Below are 18,101 nucleotides of genomic sequence, written 5' to 3'. Positions count from 1 at the left end.
ATGTTAGAAGTATTTAGATAGTACTATTTGGCATATCAGAGTCATAATGAGCGATACTGCTGCAAAAAGAACAATATGTTGCCATTTTTTAATATTGGTGGCAGTTTTAAAGCCGTTGTAATAGAGGGTTATGCTATAAATTAAAATAATAAGGGCGAATGATGCCATCCCTATTGTAACCATAAGATCTCCAACGGGCAAAGTTTCTGAAAGATTTTTCTGATGGCTGATCAATCGTTCCTGAGCTTCTTTTATAAAGGCTACTTTTTCCGTTGCCTGCAGAATAACCAGCAAGAGCTGTGAAATTAATACCGTGTTGACGATATCTATTAGTCTCGTTTTACTGTTTAAAATTTTACCTAATATGAAAAGGATCAGTATGGCAGATGAAAAACTGATTAAGGTTGGAATAGCTACAGCCTGAAGCGTTACTTTTTCCAGACTGTTGACTTTATATATGCTGCTGAAAAAGGTGCCTGTCCAACAGCCCATTAAAATAGCCAGAGCTGTTCCCAAAAGTCCAATAATAAGAAGCAGTTTATCGTCAAACCTTTCAAAAGGATTAAATATGGTTTTCCAGTTCATCTTGTTGGGTTTACAGGTTAGTTTTTAGTTGTCCTACTTTGGTGATGAGGTCGTCCATTTTGTTTCTCATCGTCGGATAGGAGAGTCCGGCCTGTTTGGCCATTTCTTTAATGCTTCCGCTGGAAAGTAAGAAATTCACAACAAATTCCTGCTCTTCACGGTTAAGTTTAAGCAAAACAGGGAGCTCGTAATCGCCGCTGACTTCTGTTTTGCAGCTTGGGCATTTCATCTGGCTGACATTTAAAGTACTGTCGCAACTTGGACAAACCGTTGGAAGTTTCATGGATTATATTTTTTTTACGAAAGTAAGCTTTTTTTTAATAAAGTTTAAAAATATTTTAACTTTATTAAAATTTTGTTGATTAAATTATATAATTCGTGGATTTTAATGATGCAGAGAGAAGGAATAGAGTATGGATGAGTAATGAACTGAAAGATTGAACCACCCCGTCAAAAATTCTTTGAATTTTCGCCACCCCTCCGGAGGAAGGGAATTGTCACGTTTTTTATTGAATTGTTCGTGAGGATCCGGGAAATATTTTTTTAGAGAGGGTAGATGAAGTGCTTAAGATTTTTTGCTTCCGTTGAGCTGGCCTGCTCTTCAAGGAGAAGTTAAATGAGTAGTGCTAAAATAAAAAGCTGAAAAGAAGTAGTCAAGGGGGTCATTTACCTCTTGTCTCCTTCTTTCAGCTTCCTGTCTTTTCATATCGGTTACTTCTGATTTACCTTAGTATACCTCTGATCCTGTTCGCATTGGTGATCAGTTCTTCAAGGTATTCATAGTTTTCTTTTTCTAATGCCGCCTTGAATTTCCTAAGCTGGGTAATATGTTCATTCAAAACATCCAGAACGTTTTCTTTGTTCTGTTTAAAGATGGGAACCCACATTTCCGGATGGGATTTTGCAAGACGTACCGTACTGGAGAAACCGGAACTGGCGAGCTGGAAAATCGTTTCCTCTTCCCGTTCTTTTTCCAGCACTGTATTGGCTAAGGCATATGATGTAATATGAGAAATATGAGAAATATAAGCTGTATGGATGTCGTGGTTTTCGGCATTCATATAGATCAGGTGCATATCGAGGCTTTCCGCCACTTTTTCGACCAGCTGAAGGGCGTCGGGTGCAGATTGTTCTTTATTGCAGATCACTCCGGCCTTTCCTGAGAAACTATCGGAAACAGCTGAGGCAGGACCACTGTTTTCTGTTCCCCACATCGGGTGAAAAGCCACAAATCTGGAACGTTTCGGATGGTCTTTAACTGAATTCACGATCCCTGCTTTCGTAGATCCTGCATCCATGACCGTTTGGTGATCCGAGATAAGATCCAGTACTTCCGGAAGCAGTTTTCTGGCTGCATCTACCGGAACGGCTATGATAATAAAATCAGCATTTTTTACTCCGTATTCGAGATCTGTACCCGCATCAATAATTTTAAGTTCCAGTGCTTTACTGATGTGCTGCTGATTGTTATCAATTCCATAGATAAAATCTGCAATGCCTTTTTCTCTTAATTTTAGAGCCATTGAACCTCCGATTAAACCTGCACCAATAATACTTATTTTCATCTTTTTAAATTTTTTTAAAATAAAAAACCCCGTCCTAGGACGAGGTTTTTACGTTATGTTCATAAGAATCCCTATCCCAGATCTGAGTTAAAAATTCTATAATAATATGTCGCGTTATTGAAATTCACAAAGCGAAGGTATAAAATATTTTTTAAACTCAAGATATTTTTGGCTTAAATTATCAGGGTGCTTCTTTGCCGGCTTAATCTGCGCTATGGATGATGGTTCTTTTAACGTCTTTATCCTTTTGCTCCAGCCTTAAGGTGGTGACTCCGCCTTCAAACTGAAACTCAATCTCTGTTTTCTTTGGAGAAACCGTGTAACTGATGGACAACAGGCCGTCTTTATTGATTTCTTTAGTGGTATTTTCTTTGGGAAGGTCCGGCAGTAAAAGTTCTGCTTTTTCTACCTCCTGATCTTTTATCGTAGCTTGGTACACTTCATGAATGTCTTTGTTTTTAAAGATGCATTCCACTTCGGTTTCATATTCAACCTGTTTTTCCGTGCATTCTTTCAAAGTGGGGATTTCCTTGACTTCGGGAGTTGTGGGATCTGCTGAAGGTGCTTTTGCAGCGATGGTATCTTTTGTAGTTGTTGTGGTCTCAGTACTCTCTTTTTTGGAATCATTTTGACAGGCTGTAAAAACCAGCAGACTGGCGCAGACGAAACTTATTTTTTTCATTGATGGAATTTTAAATTTACTTTTTTAAAGGGTTTCAAAAATAATGAATATTCATCTTTGAAATGGACCCAATCTGCAATTTTAGAACGTTTTTATTTATAAATATCTGAATACCAGTTAATTTTGTGTTTAAGGTTACTTTTTTAATGAGCTGAATATTGGTCAGTTTTCAATGGCTTTTCCAGACAGAGGAGCAGTATAATAGCGGTGTTTTTGTACTTTTGTATAAACAAGCCTTTTTGAAAAAAATGACATTACCGAATCCTATTTATTTTATCATTAAAATCTAATCCTATGAACGATCTGAAAAAAATAACCTTCATGATATGCTTTGCCACAGGCATCTGTAACGCTCAGCAAAAGAATACTGATGCGAATTATAGCTTTAGCGGTCTTATTAATCAAAAAATTCCTGTTGAATTAACGATGAGCGCTTCGAAAAATGTCGTTTTAGGAAACATCAGATATGTAAAAACGAAAGAAAAGAAACCCATTAAAATAATAGGAACGCTGGATTCTGGAAATCATTATCATCTGGAGGAATTTGAAAGCGATGGAAATATCAGCGGAATTATTGATGCGGAATTAAAAAATGGAAAATTAGCAGGATCCTGGTCTTCCACAAAGTCTGACGCAGTGTATCCCATAACCCTTGATATCCAGACTAAAGTACATCCGGAACATGTAATGTTTTCACCTGTTCCGTCTGATCGTTTTGAAGGAACGTATACCTATCAATATGGGGAAAATGGGTATCAGGGAAGTATCACGATTAAAAAGATAAAAGATCAGATGTATTCCTATGACATTGGTTCTGTGACCAGGGCTCCGGGGAGAAATATTGCAGATGCGTCGGGGGAGGTGAGGATTAAAAATAATCAGTTTACAATTGAAATTAATAAGTCATGTTCATTCCTGGCAACCTTTTACAATGGCTTTTTATCAATTACACCAGTCCCGTCTGAACAGTCCCGTGATTGTGAGTTTGGACTGAATGCAACGTTAGAAGGAACTTTTCTTAAAGTGAAATAGATTTGTGAATGGATGCAAAAACAAAATTATTGAATCACTCCAAAATCAGCTTTTAAAAGTTGGTTTTGATTATAGAATGTACCGACGGACTGTCCTGCCCAGGTGCATTATCATGAAGATTAACTAGCTTTGTTACAGAACAGCAGATCAATATCACGGCAAAATACAATGATCATGAAGAATTGTTTTTATACTTTATTGGTAATCATTGCTGCCCTACATTGGAGCAATGCGGAAACTTTCACACTCGAAACTGGAAATCGGAAGCTTTCTGCCTCTTTACAGATCATACCCTCTGATACAGTAAAGATCAAAGAATCGTTCAGGGAAAATGATATTGCCATCAACGAATATTTAACAGACAGGCTGAAACCGATCCGCACCAATTTTAAAAGGATCAATTCTATTACTCAATGGAGTTCCATCAAAAAGAAAGATATAGAAGGGGAGTCAGCAGAAGGCGGGGAAGCTGTATTTTATGAGCAGAAAGGACGTCTGGAAAAGATAACGGCAAGACTTTACGGAGAGATGGGGCAGGTACTTACCGAATATTATTTGCTTAACGGACATCTGTCTTTTGTTTTTGAAAAGGTATATACCTACAACCGCCCGCTGTTTTATGATGTTAAAGTCATGAAAGAAAACCATGATACGGAGGCTTTTGACTTTAAAAAATCAGAGATTGAAGAAAACCGGAATTATTTTGAAAAAGGAAAATTGGTTCATATAATTCATAGTTTGGATTGTGGTGCACCTTTTAGCAGTGATTATATTGAAGGAGAGCAGGAAAGAATTTCTGAGGCATTTCAAAAACTTCTACAACTCAGGAAGGAAAAATAATGTAACAATATAACAATGTACCCGTTTATCAATCATTTAATCAAGCCGGATACTACTATGAATATCAATTATAATACCCGGGATTATTCTGTTGTTACATTGTTATACTGCTACATTGTTACATTAATTCTATGGATTGGAGATAATCAACGTCGAAGGAATATCAGACAGCCAAAGGCTCTTACTGTCGATCAGATTTTTCCAGCTTTTGCTGCTGACCAGCATCAGATCCTGTGAGTTCAGGAATTCTTTCTCGATCTTTTTCTCGTTATATAAAGTGATGTGATTTGGGGCTACCTGTTCAATACTTCTGATCAGTTCTTTCACCTCGATATTATTACGGATCTGTCCGGCAGCATCCAGGATGATGATTTGTGAATTGTTATTGTTGATCAGTCTTTTTGCGTACTCCAGCAGATAAAAGTCGCTCAGGTTAAAAATAGGGACAAATACTTTATCCGCTGATTTGAAATCTTTCTCTACCATAATGCCGACCGGAATATGGGTTTTATCAAGGATCTGAAGCGTAAAATCGTCAAAAGGAGAATTGTTGAAAATATTTCCCTTTCCTTTTACCGTATTCAGAAGCTTTTCAGGATTGATAATTTTGGTGGTGAATCCCAGCAGTCTTCCCAGTAAGCTTCCCTCATACATTGATTTCCCAAGCATAATCAGAAGAAGATCATAATTTCCTTTATTTGAAATACCGGCAAGGTCGTTTTGAATATCGGTAGACGCTTTGAAAAGGGTGGTGACTTCCAGTTTCAGATCGTGTGACGTTTCGATGACGTTTTTGAACTGGGCGTCCTCATATTCATTGCTATCATAAGCGTGCATTTCGTCCACGGGAGCAATATTCATCGCAGTGATGCTTTTATTGCCGTTCATTTTATTAGTGAAATCGTGAGCCAGCTTCAGAAGTGTGCTTCCGGATTCCGGTTTATCAAAAGAAAGCAGTACGCGGTATTTGGAATCATTACCATCATGCATTTCTTCGTCACTTTTTTTAGATTTAAAAATAAAATTAATAAAGTCTAAAGCAGGACCCGTCATAAATGTAGTAAACAAAGCCATGATAACCAGCATCGCAAAAATCTCCGGGCTTAACACGCCTAGATCATACCCGATATTCAGGACGATAAGCTCCATTAATCCTCTTGTATTCATTAAAGCACCAATCGTTAAACTTTCTTTCCAGTTGATTCCTACAAACCGTGCTGTGAGTGCACTTCCTATGAATTTTCCTGTGACAGCCGTTAAAATGATAAATCCTGCCGTCATCCACAAATGACCATCATTCAGTAAGCCGATTTGTGTGCGGAGACCTGTAAATACAAAGAATAACGGAAGGAGAAGTACTAAAGCGACATCTTCAACCTTATCGATGAAAAGCGTACGGAATTTTGCATTCTCTGGCATGATAGCTCCAGCCATAAACGCTCCGAACAATGCGTGGATACCGATGACTTCAGTAGCATACGCAGAAAGGATCAAGGTCAGGAAGAAAATCGCGACCATCGGTTTACTGATGGTTTTTTTGCCCGCCTGAAGATCCCCGATTCTTTTTAAAAATGGTCTTACGATCTTAATCATTAAAAATACATAGGCAACAGCCATAATGATCACATAAATAGAACTGGTGAAAGATCCTGCTTTTACAATGGCTATAACAGCGGCAAGGATACACCATGCTGTAATATCATCAGCTGCCGCACAGGTAATAACAATAGTTCCCAGCTTGGTTTTCTGAAGATTTCGCTCCTGAACAATTCTGGCCAATACCGGAAATGCCGTAATACTCATTGAAATAGCGATGAACAGGGCAAAAGATGTAAACTGGATACCTTCCGGCGCAAATTCCTGATACACATAATAGGACAGACCGATTCCCAACGCAAAAGGGATGATGATACTCGCATGACTGATCACTACTGCATCGTGAGCTTTTTTTCTTAATACACTCAGATCCAGCTCCATCCCAACGATGTACATAAACAGAATAAGACCGATCTGACTCAGAAACTGTAAATTACCTAAAGATTCTTTCGGAAAAAGAGAAGCGGAAAATTCAGGAAAGTACATCCCAAGAAGTGATGGCCCTAAAACGATCCCAGCAATCATTTCACCAATTACCGTAGGCTGTTTGATTTTCATACAGATCCATCCGAAAAGTCTTGCGACCAGAATAATGGTGACGATCTGTGCAAGAAGCAATGCCAGCGGATGGTGGAGGTTGGCTTTAAAAGATTCCTGAAAATTCTCCCAGGTAGAGCCAGTATTGGTTTTTCTGACGATATTTTCACCGATCTCCAGCGTCTGTCCTTCTATGATGAAGAAGTACATCAGGCAGGAAAAAAAGGCGATGGTCAGTATGTAAAAAATTAAATTTCTGTATTTTCCCCAGTTCATGATTCCTAATATTTTAATGCAAAGTTGATGAGAATATATTGATGTTAAATACCCCTTCTTTCTAAAATGTAATAAATGTTCTAAAAAATGTAATAAAAACCTTAAGTCTGATTAACGAAATTGAGATTATCCAGCAGGGAGCGGGAAAAGGGAGGTTGAAAAAAATGGACGAAACTTACTAGTTTTGATTCTTTACCCTTGTCAAGGTTTTAAACCTTGACAAGGGTAACAATATTATTTGGCCCTCAATAACTTCACTTCTACGACCCCTATTTCTGATTTCAAAAAATCTACTTTAAAGAATATCCCAAGCCGATTCCAACTTTCCAGGCTCCGTTTTCTGCAGATGTTTTTGTATTGTAATAAACCGGTATTTGAAGCGCGATCTTTTTGTACACTACGGTAAGACCTGCGCCCAGGTTTGGAGTGATCGGACTGTTTTTTGTTCCCGCAGAATGATCTTCTTTGATCCGTAGTGAAGGGAGCATTCCGGCGATCAGTTTCAAACCTTTATGGGTAAAGCTGACACTCGGGCCTGTAAAGTTGATAAAAGCGCCATGATCTACATATCCGGCCACCACAACTCCGTCGAAAAAGGAGGCTTTCACCTTTGAACCTGTTTCCTGGGAAAAGCAAAGTCCGGATATGAGAATTCCTGCTGCATACACACAATTTTTCATTATAAAATCATTTAATCTGGAGCAAAAATACACCGGATCGATGGTGTAAAAGGGAAGGATGTAATGAAACCACGGTATTTTGCAGTGAAACCGCAAACGTCTGAAAGATCTACTTTCCGAACAGTTCCATCAATGAATTTTTATAGGCTTCTCCAATCTGAAGCTTGAGAAAATGATCGTTTTCCGCCTGAATGGTAGTAATGATTTCGTTGGTGGAAAATATTTTGATGGAAGCCAGAGCGATGATCTCTTTTTTATTCACCTGGGCGAAATCTTTGGAAGGAAGCATTTCAAGAAGAGTTTTAAAGCTGAGATTTTTAAGGACAATGGTCGTTCCGTCATTCAGGATAATATCTTTGTCACGGCTGTCGATCTCCGATGTTTTAATGTAAGCGATCTGTTCTGTAAAAATAATGGTTCTCCCGATATTGGTATTCCATTCGATCAGATCTTTTTTATGGGGAGCGTCTACCAGTTCTTTTGCTTTTTCGAAGGCCTGGATCAGTCTTTCTTTTTTGATGGGTTTTCTTACATAGTCTACCACATTCAGATCAAAAGCTTCTGCTGCGTATTCTTTATAAGCGGTGGTAAAGATGATCTTTTTGGAACCGGAAATAATTTCTGCTACCTGAAGTCCGGTCATTCCCGGCATCTCAATATCAAGAATGCACAGATTACAGTCGATGTTATCTATTTCACTTAGAAAAATTTTAGGATCATTGAATGCCTTTACCACTTCTACATTTTCAATCTGTTCGCATAGAAGTTTTAAATAGCTGATCGCCAGCAGTTCATCATCGAGAATAACGCACTTTATCATAGAATTCTCCTAAATTGATTTTTAATTCTGCGGTGAAGATACCGTTTTTAGAACTTTTCTCAAGCTGATAATGATTGCTGTAAATCATTTTAAGTCTTTGATCAAGGGATTGGCTTCCAAAACCACTGTTTTCCTTTTCCAGAATATTCTTTAAAGAAGATTTGTTGCTGACTTTCATGGTGAAAACACGGTCTTCAAGTTCCAGATGGATCGAGATGAAAGAGTCCTGAGCCAGAAAATCTGTATGTTTGAAAGCATTTTCAATAAGATCAACAGAGATCAGCGGAGCAAAAACCTTTTCTTCGTACATCGCATCAGATTTATTGATTTTGGACTTGATTCTGAAATCAAAAAGAGGGTTGATCTTTATTTTATTGATCTCAATAAGACTTAACGCAAAATTCAGTTCCTCTTTCGGGCTTACAAATTTATTATTGCTTTCGTATAAAATATAATCCAGGACATTCGCCAGCTTATCCAGAGACATATAAGTCTGGTAGGCATGCGACTGCACGGAATTCAGTATATTCTTAAACAGATGGGGATTCAGCTTTGTGCCGATATGTTCCAGCTGAACTTCATTGAGTTTTTGTTCAATGATCTTATTTGTTTCAGACAGCCTGGTATTTTTTTTCCTGAAATTGCTGTTCTGGCTGAACAGGTAAATGCTGACCGTTAGCAGAAAGAAAATAGCAGAAACTCCAATGAATATCAGATAATCGTGGATCATATAGTAATTGCCTTCCATAAAAAATATTATTTGATGCTACTATTTAAAATCAGTTTAATTTGATGATTAAGAGCATTTAAGCTGTTAAGATAATAAAGCATGCTGCTTACTATTTGACATTATCAAATCCTTAATTATCCATTTTTAAGCAAGTTTCTTAATTCCTTAATGTTTACAAATAAAATTTATTTATTTCAGCTTTTTCAAAGAATTCAGCGTAACTGTTTCCTCACATTTTTCAAAAGTGATTTCATAAGAAGGATTCTTTTCAGGATACGTGATAACATAGTCAGGACACGGCTTTTTCTGGGCGTGACTTCTGTCGAAATCTACTTTTCCGGTGGTAATGATACTGTCTTTTATAAATTTCTCATCAATTTTATAAGTACTCATTCCGTTTTTGACGTCTTCAGAATATTTGAACTCTTTAGACAGGGTTTCTGCGATCACGCGGCTGTTGGGAAGATATCCGCTGCAGCTTGCGCCTTTTTTGTTTAAAATAAAAAATACAAGAATCAGCCCCGGAACAAGGCCTATTAAAAAGAATTTAAACTTTTTCATTAGAAAATTAAAAGATTGATATCATGGTAAGTAAGTCCGAAACGGTCGCATATCACTTTTTTGGTATGCCTTCCTTTATACATATACAGACTTTGCTTCATTTCATTTTTGCGGATCAGCATATTTTCAAAACCGCCTTCCTCATCATAATTCAGAATATAGGAAAGGAAGAAATTGGAAATTGCTTTTGTGGTAGTTCTCGGCATTCTCGAGGTAAGATTGGGAAGTCCGCAGTGGATAACACCGTGTTTGATGATATAAGGATCCTCCATCGTTGTTAGTTCGGATGTTTCGATCACTTTACCGTTGTCTATGGTAATATCAATGATTACACTGCCTTTCTTCATTTTCGCAACCATTTCTTCGGTAACGATAGGGGTCATATTCAATCTTGGAAGTGCCCCGATCACCACATCAGCACGTCTTAATGCTTTGCTTAATTCTTTAGGGTCAATAATTGAAGTTGGAACGCGGCTGTCCACAAGAGTATGCAGTCTTCTAAGTTTTGAAAGGGAGTTATCAAAAACCCTTACGCTGGCTCCAAGTCCGATAGCTGCTTTTGTGGCAAATTCTCCCACAATTCCTGCTCCTAAGATCACAACTTCTGCAGGTCTTACGCCTGTGATACCACCCAACATTAAGCCATTTGATAAGGCGAGAAGTTCAGATGCATACAAGACCGATACTGTTCCTGCAATTTCGCCGACCAGTCTTACCAGGGCAAGCTGTTTGTATTCGTCAACAATAAATTCAAAAGCGATGGCATTGATCTTTCTTTCCGCCAACTTGAGGAAATAATCTTTATCCCTAAGGTTGATCTGAAGAGCTGAAACCAGATAGGTATTAGGTTTCATATAATCAATCTCATCTTCTGTAGGAGGATTAATTTTGAGAATAAGATCCTGCCCGAAAGCTTCTTTAGGATCATTGGTGATCTTTGCTCCAGATTCAGAATACTGTAAATCTGTAAAAAAAGAACCTTCTCCGGCACCTGCTTCTATGATGAGTTCGTGGCCGTGTTCTACCAGTACCTGTACTGCATCAGGAGTAATGCACGTTCTCCTTTCGTTAAGACAGGTCTCCTTTGGAATTCCAATACTGAATTGCTTTCCTTTCTTTATAACCTCCAACTTTTCTTCTTTCGGCATCAATTCTTCTTCAGTAAAAGGAGTAAAAATATTTGTAGTACTCATTCTTTAAATAAATTATGTCTTACAGGTTGTTGTTTTTCAATTGAATTTATGAAGCAAAGATACATAATATTTACTCGAATGAAATTTCTCTTTCATCCCCTGTATTCACGATGCTCATTGTGTGGTACTTAAGCCCGTAGAGCTCCTCTTCATACACTTCAGGCCATTCTATGATGCATAAAAATGCATTATCCAGGTATTCTTCAATCCCGATGTCATAGACTTCTTCGATGTTTTTTAAGCGGTAAAGATCAAAGTGGTAGATCTTTCCTTTAGGCGTAGTGTATTCGTTCACGATAGAGTAGGTAGGTGAGTTCACTTCATCCTGACTTCCCAGATTTTTGAGAAGAAATTGAGTGAATGTCGTTTTACCCGCACCCAGGTTTCCTTTTAAAAGAAGGATGTTATGCTTTACGTCAGGAATGATCTTATCGACAACTTCCTGCCAGTCTTCGATGTTTTTTATAATGAACTGCATAAAAGTAATTTGTGCAAAAATAAGGAATTTAGTTTGAGGGTTGCGTGTTGGAGACTAAAAGTGGAATAGTGATGATGCTGGTAATTGATGGATTCGGAAATCTGTTTTTTTAAACTTATTATCTTTAAGGCTGATAGAGATAATAGCATTTTTTGTTCCTGTATCCAGCTACTCAAACCCTCCAGCTTTCCCGGGGATCTGGCTCAAAAGACTTTTTCTATCTGTATAAATTTACTTATTTTTACACTATGATTTCCAAACAGACCATAGATAAAATTTTTTCAACGATACGGGTAGAAGAGATAGTAGGAGAATACGTTCAGCTGAAAAGAGCCGGGTCTAATTTTAAAGGACTCAGTCCTTTTCATGATGAAAAGTCTCCGAGTTTCGTTGTTTCACCGAGTAAACAGATTTGGAAAGACTTTTCAACAGGAAAAGGAGGAACTGCCATTTCTTTCCTGATGGAAATCGAGAATTTTACCTATCCTGAAGCCCTTCGCCACGCTGCTAAAAAATATGGGATCGAAATTGAAGAAGATCAGCGTGAGTTTTCTGAAGAAGCAAAACATGCACAGACCGAAAAAGATCAGCTGTATAAAATTCATGAGGTTGCCAATACCTATTTTCAGGAGATTCTTTGGGATTCGGAAGAAGGAAGAAGCATCGGTTTGGCGTATTTCAGAGAACGTGAGCTGAAAGATGATATCATCAAAAAGTTCCAGCTTGGGTATTCCGTGGAAAAGAAAAATGCCTTCACCGTTTATGCAGAAGAAAAAGGCTATAACAAAGATATTCTTGAAAAATCAGGACTTTCTATATTTCCTGAAAATACACCATCCGGAATCGACCGTTTCAGAGAAAGGGTTATTTTCCCTATTCACAGTTTTTCGGGCAGGGTTTTAGGTTTCGGGGCTAGGATTCTTAAAAATAATGTTAAGACGGCCAAATATCTTAACTCGCCGGAAACGGAGATTTACCATAAATCCAATGTTCTTTATGGTTTGAATCAGAGTAAGCAGGCGATTTCCAGAAAAAACAACTGTCTGCTGGTAGAAGGCTATATGGACGTGATCGCGCTTCATATGTCAGGGATTGAAAACGTAGTGGCCAGTTCAGGAACGTCTTTGACCATCGAGCAGATTAAACTCATCAAAAGGCTGACGGAAAATGTAACCATTCTTTTTGATGGTGACAATGCAGGAATCAAAGCCAGTTTCAGAAGTATTGATATGCTTTTGACAGAGGGAATGAACATTCGTGTCCTGCTTTTTCCGGAAGGGGATGACCCGGACTCATTTGCCAGAAAGCATCCGCAGGATTATGTAGAAAAGTTCATCGAAAATGAAGCGACAGATTTCATCGACTTTAAAGCGGACATCCTTTTAAAAGATGCCGGAAATGATCCCATCAAAAAGGCCGAAGCTATCCAGAATATCGTAAAATCGGTTTCTTTCGTACAGAATGCGCTGAAAAGGGAAGTGTATCTGAAAGAGGTTTCCAATAAATTCGGATTGTCGGAACAGAGTCTTTTCAATGAACTGGATGTTCAGAAACAAATCACTCAGAACCAGACCCATCACATTCAGCAGCAAAAAGAAAAAGCTCCGGCCAAGCTTGAAATCGTGCCTCCGGATGAGGAAAAAGAAGATCCTTATCTGTATGACGTTTTGTTTATGGAAAGTAAACTTGTCGATCATATGCTGATGTTTGGTGATATTGTTCTGAAAAGAACCAACGAGAAAAACGAAGAATATCAGATTACCGTTATTGAAGAAATCCTTCTGCATTTTGAAGAAGAACAATATAGCTTTTTAGTAAAAGGCAATGAAATTATCATCAACCAGGTGAAAGAAGGAATTCAAAAAGACGAGCTAAGAAGCGGAAACTTTTTTGTCGCTTTTATGGACGAAGAAATCACTTCAAAGGTAGTAGATGCTCTGATTCCTCTGGATGAACTGGAAAACTGGGGTTCCAGAAATATTTATCCGCCCAATTATGGTGACAAAATAGCGGAACAGGTTCAGGGAGATGTTTTGCTGCACAAATACAGATATATTGATTATCTGATCAAAGAAACAGCAAGACAGCTGGATCAGTACAGCGAAACGGATGAAGTGAAATATTATGAGCTGATCAAAAAGATTACCCTGCTGAAACAGGCCTCGATCAGATTAAGTGATATTATTGAATACTCACCTATCAAAGGCATCTACATCGATAGAAAAAGATAGATTGCAGACATACTGCTGATCATCAGACCGGAATTCTCTGACAAAAAGTCCTATAAAATTTTAGGAATAAAAGTTGTAATTTAAACTTCGAAAAATATTTAATAATACATAATAGAAATATGGACATTAAAAAAGAATTCAGAGATTTCTCTGTAAAACATTTAGGAAATAACGGTCTTGTTACCGATCAGTATATGGGAATGTATGGTCCAACCAATCTTACGCCATATATCATGGAAGAAAGAAGATTAAACGTTGCCCAAATGGACGTGTTTTCACGTCTGATGATGGACAGAATTATCTTCTTGGGAACAGGAATTGACGATCAGGTGGCCAACATCGTAACTGCTCAGCTTTTATTCTTGGAAAGTTCTGATTCTGCCAAGGATATCCAGATCTACATCAACTCTCCGGGAGGAAGTGTTTATGCAGGGTTAGGAATCTATGACACGATGCAGATCATCAAGCCGGACGTCGCTACAATCTGTACAGGAATGGCAGCTTCAATGGGTGCGGTATTACTTGTAGCAGGAGAAAAAGGAAAACGTTCAGCGCTTAAGCATTCAAGAGTAATGATTCACCAGCCTTCAGGAGGTGCCCAGGGAGTAGCTTCAGATATGGAGATCAACTTAAGAGAAATGCTTAAATTAAAGCAGGAGCTTTATGAAATCATTGGTCATCACTCAGGACAAACTTACGAGTGGGTAGAAAAGTCTTCAGACAGAGACTACTGGATGACTTCTGAGGAAGCAAAAGGCTACGGAATGGTAGACGAAGTTTTACAGAGATCTACAGAGAAAAAATAATTTCCTTTTCAGGAATATTGAAAAACGCACCGGATTTCCGGTGCTTTTTTTTGTTTTTAATCAGAAAAGAGGCAAAATGTTTTTTAACACTTTAGTTACTTTTAAGTTTAACAGCTATACGAAAAGAAGGTCACTTAAGTTATGAAATTCGAAGGTTTTCACAGCGACAAAAATCCCTCGACCCTAATTCCCATCCTCCGGAGGGGTGGCGAAAATTCAAAGAATTTTTGACGGGGTGGTTTAAAAATGCACTCAAATTATTGATCACAACTCATAAAAGGTTGTAAAAACAAAAACGCGCCCCTTAAGACGCGTTTCACCTATTTTTTAATGATCTTATGAACTATTGTATTCTTCGATGTTTTAATTTCCACCATATACATTCCGGTCTTCAAAGCCTGAATATTGATTCTCGATGTATTTGCAGTCAATATTTTTTCTCCTGAAACAGTATAGATGTTCACTTCTTTAATATTTTCCAAAGTTTCTATCTGGATAAAATCACTTGCCGGATTTGGGTAAATACTAAATTCTTTTTTACGGATATCAGAAACGCTTAAAGTAGAGCTTGATGCTTCCCTTGGAGTAAATGGCATTCTGTTTCCAAAGCTAAGGCCTAGCCAGTCGTTATTTCCCAACTGAATCTGAGATAAATTGGTCTGTCCTCTCCAGCTTGATAGATCTTTTCCTTTGAAAAGCTTCCAAGTATTAGTTCCGGAAGTATTTCCGGCAAAATTATTAAGAGAAAGAGTGCTGATCTGGTTGCTTGCTGAGGTAAAATTAAAGTAAGGCGCCTGAGCATGAATCAACTGTAAAGCTTGTTCAGCGGTTAGGCTTCCATTATATCTAATTCCAAAAACAAAAGAGTGAGCTTCACCATTTGAATTGTTTGTTCCAAAATCGACAACGACAAGACTTGTATTGCTTCCTGTACCGATCCAGTTGGTAATCTGCGATGCATTATACCATGCAGAATGATAAGCGGCCACGGGAGATGAAGGATGGGAAAGTGGCGGTGTGGTAGAGGTAAATCCATAACCGAAAGAAAGGCCGTACCATTTTCCGTTAACTAGCGGATCATTGTTGACTCCATTATTTAAATTCATGTTCTCAGCAGTTGGGCCGGACCAGGTAGACCAGTAATCTTCCAAGCTAGGAATGTGATGGTTGTAATTGAAACTGTAAAGAAAACCTGAGGGAACTTCTGCCTCTATTGTAGGCTCTGCCGCCGCGATAGCATTAATGAGGTCTTCCATCGTAAGATTATTCGCATCATAACGATAGCCCCATGCATATGATGTGGGATTGTCACTGTCATTAAAATCGGCAATGAAATAAGCCTTTTTGGAGCCCGTTCCTACCCAGAATTTAATGTCATTCTCTGTAAATTGGGCAGAAAACAGCTGCAAAGCCAGCAGCAGAAAAAAAAGATAGATCTTTTTCATAATATATTTAAATTAAAGTTTTATTCCCGAAACTTTCCCGCAGAAAAAGAATGCAGAATCTTTTTCAGATCCTTCTCTTGCTGAAGCGAATGCAGATAAGGCAGGTCTCCTGGCTTGCTTCTCCAAGTACGCCTTCCCGGACTTGGATCCAGTGGCTTTATGTACTCAAAGTTTGATACAGCTTACAGTTGCGGGTACAGCCCAAGCATTGAATTTCTTCTCACTTGATTCCCTGTTAATGAACAGATGTTCAGCCTTAACTGCTGCAAATATATCATATAAATTTTTGAAGCCGTTTTGTGAATTATCTTTCTATTTATTCCTTTTGTTTAAGGGTTGGATATTTTTTAGATCGTGATTTTTTGATTTAATAAAGAATAGGAGAGAATGGTGTTGATATTAGGATTAATCTCGTGTTTAAAATTTAAAACTTTTGATTTATTATAAAATTTTCTGAATATTGATTTTATAGCCTTTCTGCATTGACTTTGGAAAATGGAGCGTTAAAAAAATAAATGCTGTGAACGTTAAAAAAATTCTACTGTCCGAAGCGTGGGGCTGTAATTGAAACAAAGCAGAAATAGTCATTCAGCGCAAGTTTTAGAATTTTTAGAGAACAGCATTTATTTTTAGCGGAAGTTTCCAGGTTTTGAATTTTTGATTCTTTTGTTTCAAGACAAAAGAATACCATGAAACTTGATTGTTAAAATACAATTATTATTAAATTCAACATCAGTTTACAATCAATGTATACTTTCGCGGCATAAAAGTAACTATGAGAAAACTTCTGTTATCGGCGATCGTATTCACAGCGCTTGCATCATGTAAAGATGATGACAACAAAATGAATAACCAGGATATCAATTATGCTAAACTTCCTCAGGAATTTCCTTTCTCCAAATTGGTGACGATAAATGGAGTAGACATTCTTAACGGTGGCTTCGGTTCAGGAGCAGCTGCCCATCCAACCAGGAAGGGAGAGTTTTATGTCATTACCGACCGTGGTCCGAATACAGACTATCTGAACGGAAAAAAATTTCCGGCCCCGAATTTTACCCCGACAATTATGCATTTTAAGATCAATGCAGAAGGGAATATCGAGGTTATCAAATATATTAAACTTAAAAATCCTTCAGGCCAGCCGATTACAGGTCTTCCAAATCCCGCAGGAATGGGAAGCACTGGAGAAACAGCCTACGATGCATCAGGAAATGTTTTGGGAACAGATAATTATGGTCTGGATAGCGAAAGTATTGTAGCAGCACCGGATGGAACATTTTGGGTCTCTGACGAATATGGTCCGCATATCGTTCATTATAATGCAGAAGGAGTAGAGCTGGAAAGAATAAGTCCGATAGGGGTGAATACCGGGCCAAGAAAATTACCAGCTGTTTTGGCAAAACGAAGAGCCAATAGAGGAATGGAAGGATTATGCATCACTCCGGACGGAAAAATGCTGGTTGGTACTATACAGTCTACGATGTATGTCCCTACCAAAGTACTCGCGACGAATACCACGTTAACAAGAATCGTCACCTTTGATATTGCAACAGGACAAACCAAACAATACCTGTATAAGCAAAATGGAGGAGCTTCAGATTCAGTGTGTGATATCACAGCGATCAGCAGTACGGAATTCCTTGTGATCGAAAGAGATGGTAATTTTGGCTCTCAGGGAGGGACCAAAAAAGTATACCGGATCAATATTGCCGGAGCTTCAGACGTGAACGGAACCGATATTGCAGCTGTTGACGGGATGAAAATCAACAATAAAGCTTTAGAGCAATCTACCTGGGATGAAATTACGAATGCAGGAATCCAACCAGTTTCCAAAGTTTTAGCCGTAGATCTGGTGGCTAAATTAGGATATGAACATGATAAATTTGAAGGAATCGTTTACTTGGGAAATAATAAGCTGGCCGTCTTCAATGATGATGATTTTGGAATTGTAGACGACGGAAACGGAAATCCAAAAGCCAAGATCCTTCCTAAAACAGGAAAAGTAGATAAAGGAACGATGTATGTAGTCGATATTCAATAATTA

Annotated in this window: 17 protein-coding genes and 1 riboswitch; of the genes, 5 read left to right on the top strand and 12 right to left on the bottom strand. The window is 38.1% G+C overall.

Going from position 1 to position 18,101, the window contains the following annotated elements; genetic code table 11:
- Window positions 1–3 precede the first annotated feature (3 nt).
- From BW964_RS07290 to BW964_RS07275, 4 genes are all read right to left on the bottom strand, one after another.
- A complete protein-coding gene (locus BW964_RS07290; protein WP_076506063.1) occupies window positions 4–585 on the bottom strand; it encodes a YIP1 family protein in 582 nt (193 codons plus the stop codon).
- Between the two features lie 10 nt (window positions 586–595).
- Window positions 596–868, bottom strand: coding sequence for a DUF2089 family protein (locus BW964_RS07285; protein WP_076506062.1), 273 nt, complete (start codon window positions 866–868; stop codon window positions 596–598).
- Between the two features lie 439 nt (window positions 869–1,307).
- Window positions 1,308–2,150, bottom strand: coding sequence for a prephenate dehydrogenase (locus BW964_RS07280; RefSeq protein WP_076506060.1), 843 nt, complete (start codon window positions 2,148–2,150; stop codon window positions 1,308–1,310).
- A 202-nt stretch (window positions 2,151–2,352) separates the two neighbouring features.
- Window positions 2,353–2,832 (bottom strand): hypothetical protein, encoded by a 480-nt coding sequence (locus tag BW964_RS07275; protein WP_076506059.1) that lies wholly within the window; start codon window positions 2,830–2,832, stop codon window positions 2,353–2,355.
- A 294-nt stretch (window positions 2,833–3,126) separates the two neighbouring features.
- On the opposite strand from BW964_RS07275, the gene BW964_RS07270 reads away from it, so the two are divergent.
- Both BW964_RS07270 and BW964_RS07265 read left to right on the top strand, forming a co-directional pair.
- Complete coding sequence (locus BW964_RS07270) at window positions 3,127–3,864, top strand: hypothetical protein (protein WP_076506058.1); 738 nt, start codon at window positions 3,127–3,129, stop codon at window positions 3,862–3,864.
- Window positions 3,865–4,038: 174 nt separating this feature from the next.
- Window positions 4,039–4,704: a hypothetical protein gene (locus tag BW964_RS07265; RefSeq protein ID WP_123911933.1), complete on the top strand. Its 666-nt coding sequence runs from the start codon at window positions 4,039–4,041 to the stop codon at window positions 4,702–4,704.
- A gap of 129 nt (window positions 4,705–4,833) precedes the next feature.
- Here the strand turns inward: BW964_RS07265 and BW964_RS07260 are convergent, their stop codons facing one another.
- The 7 genes from BW964_RS07260 to tsaE form a co-directional block, all read right to left on the bottom strand.
- Window positions 4,834–7,113, bottom strand: a complete 2,280-nt coding sequence (locus BW964_RS07260; protein WP_076506056.1) for a cation:proton antiporter — start codon at window positions 7,111–7,113, stop codon at window positions 4,834–4,836.
- 290 nt (window positions 7,114–7,403) lie between these two features.
- Window positions 7,404–7,793: a hypothetical protein gene (locus BW964_RS07255; RefSeq protein WP_076506054.1), complete on the bottom strand. Its 390-nt coding sequence runs from the start codon at window positions 7,791–7,793 to the stop codon at window positions 7,404–7,406.
- A 109-nt stretch (window positions 7,794–7,902) separates the two neighbouring features.
- Window positions 7,903–8,613 carry a LytR/AlgR family response regulator transcription factor gene (locus tag BW964_RS07250; protein WP_076506053.1) on the bottom strand — a complete coding sequence of 237 codons (711 nt, stop codon included), beginning with the start codon at window positions 8,611–8,613 and terminating at the stop codon, window positions 7,903–7,905.
- The gene (locus tag BW964_RS07245; RefSeq protein ID WP_084175686.1) at window positions 8,588–9,361 is read right to left on the bottom strand and encodes a histidine kinase; all 774 of its coding nucleotides are present in this window, start codon (window positions 9,359–9,361) and stop codon (window positions 8,588–8,590) included. Before BW964_RS07245 ends, BW964_RS07250 begins: the two co-directional genes overlap by 26 nt.
- Window positions 9,362–9,532: 171 nt before the next feature.
- The gene (locus BW964_RS07240; RefSeq protein WP_076506051.1) at window positions 9,533–9,904 is read right to left on the bottom strand and encodes a hypothetical protein; all 372 of its coding nucleotides are present in this window, start codon (window positions 9,902–9,904) and stop codon (window positions 9,533–9,535) included.
- A complete protein-coding gene (locus tag BW964_RS07235; RefSeq protein WP_073333976.1) occupies window positions 9,904–11,097 on the bottom strand; it encodes an alanine dehydrogenase in 1,194 nt (397 codons plus the stop codon). The genes BW964_RS07240 and BW964_RS07235 overlap by 1 nt, the downstream gene beginning before the upstream one ends.
- 70 nt (window positions 11,098–11,167) lie before the next feature.
- Window positions 11,168–11,575 carry a tRNA (adenosine(37)-N6)-threonylcarbamoyltransferase complex ATPase subunit type 1 TsaE gene (gene tsaE, locus BW964_RS07230; protein ID WP_076506050.1) on the bottom strand — a complete coding sequence of 136 codons (408 nt, stop codon included), beginning with the start codon at window positions 11,573–11,575 and terminating at the stop codon, window positions 11,168–11,170.
- A 248-nt stretch (window positions 11,576–11,823) separates the two neighbouring features.
- Here tsaE and dnaG point away from each other — a divergent pair, with 248 nt between their 5' ends.
- Both dnaG and clpP read left to right on the top strand, forming a co-directional pair.
- Window positions 11,824–13,806, top strand: coding sequence for a DNA primase (dnaG, locus tag BW964_RS07225; protein WP_076506705.1), 1,983 nt, complete (start codon window positions 11,824–11,826; stop codon window positions 13,804–13,806).
- A 119-nt stretch (window positions 13,807–13,925) separates the two neighbouring features.
- Window positions 13,926–14,612 (top strand): ATP-dependent Clp endopeptidase proteolytic subunit ClpP, encoded by a 687-nt coding sequence (gene clpP, locus BW964_RS07220; protein ID WP_076506048.1) that lies wholly within the window; start codon window positions 13,926–13,928, stop codon window positions 14,610–14,612.
- Between the two features lie 320 nt (window positions 14,613–14,932).
- On the opposite strand, the gene BW964_RS07215 is transcribed toward clpP, so the two are convergent.
- Complete coding sequence (locus tag BW964_RS07215; protein WP_076506046.1) at window positions 14,933–16,057, bottom strand: T9SS type A sorting domain-containing protein; 1,125 nt, start codon at window positions 16,055–16,057, stop codon at window positions 14,933–14,935.
- 82 nt (window positions 16,058–16,139) lie between these two features.
- Window positions 16,140–16,331, bottom strand: a riboswitch (cobalamin riboswitch).
- A 501-nt stretch (window positions 16,332–16,832) separates the two neighbouring features.
- Between BW964_RS07215 and BW964_RS07210 the strand changes: the two genes are divergently transcribed.
- A complete protein-coding gene (locus tag BW964_RS07210) occupies window positions 16,833–18,098 on the top strand; it encodes an esterase-like activity of phytase family protein (protein WP_076506044.1) in 1,266 nt (421 codons plus the stop codon).
- Window positions 18,099–18,101 lie beyond the last annotated feature (3 nt).

Source organism: Chryseobacterium shigense, from assembly GCF_900156575.1.
Classification (GTDB): Bacteria; Bacteroidota; Bacteroidia; order Flavobacteriales; family Weeksellaceae; genus Chryseobacterium; species Chryseobacterium shigense.
Note: the sequence above shows the minus strand (reverse complement) of the source record. Positions and strands in the feature narration are given on the sequence as shown.

Bases quoted from the DNA above. Each gene is read 5' to 3' on its own strand.
- BW964_RS07290 (WP_076506063.1), bottom strand. From the start codon at position 585: ATGAACTGGAAAACCATATTTAATCCTTTTGAAAGGTTTGACGATAAA.
- BW964_RS07285 (WP_076506062.1), bottom strand. From the start codon at position 868: ATGAAACTTCCAACGGTTTGTCCAAGTTGCGACAGTACTTTAAATGTC.
- BW964_RS07280 (WP_076506060.1), bottom strand. From the start codon at position 2,150: ATGAAAATAAGTATTATTGGTGCAGGTTTAATCGGAGGTTCAATGGCT.
- BW964_RS07275 (WP_076506059.1), bottom strand. From the start codon at position 2,832: ATGAAAAAAATAAGTTTCGTCTGCGCCAGTCTGCTGGTTTTTACAGCC.
- BW964_RS07270 (WP_076506058.1), top strand. From the start codon at position 3,127: ATGAACGATCTGAAAAAAATAACCTTCATGATATGCTTTGCCACAGGC.
- BW964_RS07265 (WP_123911933.1), top strand. From the start codon at position 4,039: ATGAAGAATTGTTTTTATACTTTATTGGTAATCATTGCTGCCCTACAT.
- BW964_RS07260 (WP_076506056.1), bottom strand. From the start codon at position 7,113: ATGAACTGGGGAAAATACAGAAATTTAATTTTTTACATACTGACCATC.
- BW964_RS07255 (WP_076506054.1), bottom strand. From the start codon at position 7,793: ATGAAAAATTGTGTGTATGCAGCAGGAATTCTCATATCCGGACTTTGC.
- BW964_RS07250 (WP_076506053.1), bottom strand. From the start codon at position 8,613: ATGATAAAGTGCGTTATTCTCGATGATGAACTGCTGGCGATCAGCTAT.
- BW964_RS07245 (WP_084175686.1), bottom strand. From the start codon at position 9,361: ATGGAAGGCAATTACTATATGATCCACGATTATCTGATATTCATTGGA.
- BW964_RS07240 (WP_076506051.1), bottom strand. From the start codon at position 9,904: ATGAAAAAGTTTAAATTCTTTTTAATAGGCCTTGTTCCGGGGCTGATT.
- BW964_RS07235 (WP_073333976.1), bottom strand. From the start codon at position 11,097: ATGAGTACTACAAATATTTTTACTCCTTTTACTGAAGAAGAATTGATG.
- tsaE (WP_076506050.1), bottom strand. From the start codon at position 11,575: ATGCAGTTCATTATAAAAAACATCGAAGACTGGCAGGAAGTTGTCGAT.
- dnaG (WP_076506705.1), top strand. From the start codon at position 11,824: ATGATTTCCAAACAGACCATAGATAAAATTTTTTCAACGATACGGGTA.
- clpP (WP_076506048.1), top strand. From the start codon at position 13,926: ATGGACATTAAAAAAGAATTCAGAGATTTCTCTGTAAAACATTTAGGA.
- BW964_RS07215 (WP_076506046.1), bottom strand. From the start codon at position 16,057: ATGAAAAAGATCTATCTTTTTTTTCTGCTGCTGGCTTTGCAGCTGTTT.
- BW964_RS07210 (WP_076506044.1), top strand. From the start codon at position 16,833: ATGAGAAAACTTCTGTTATCGGCGATCGTATTCACAGCGCTTGCATCA.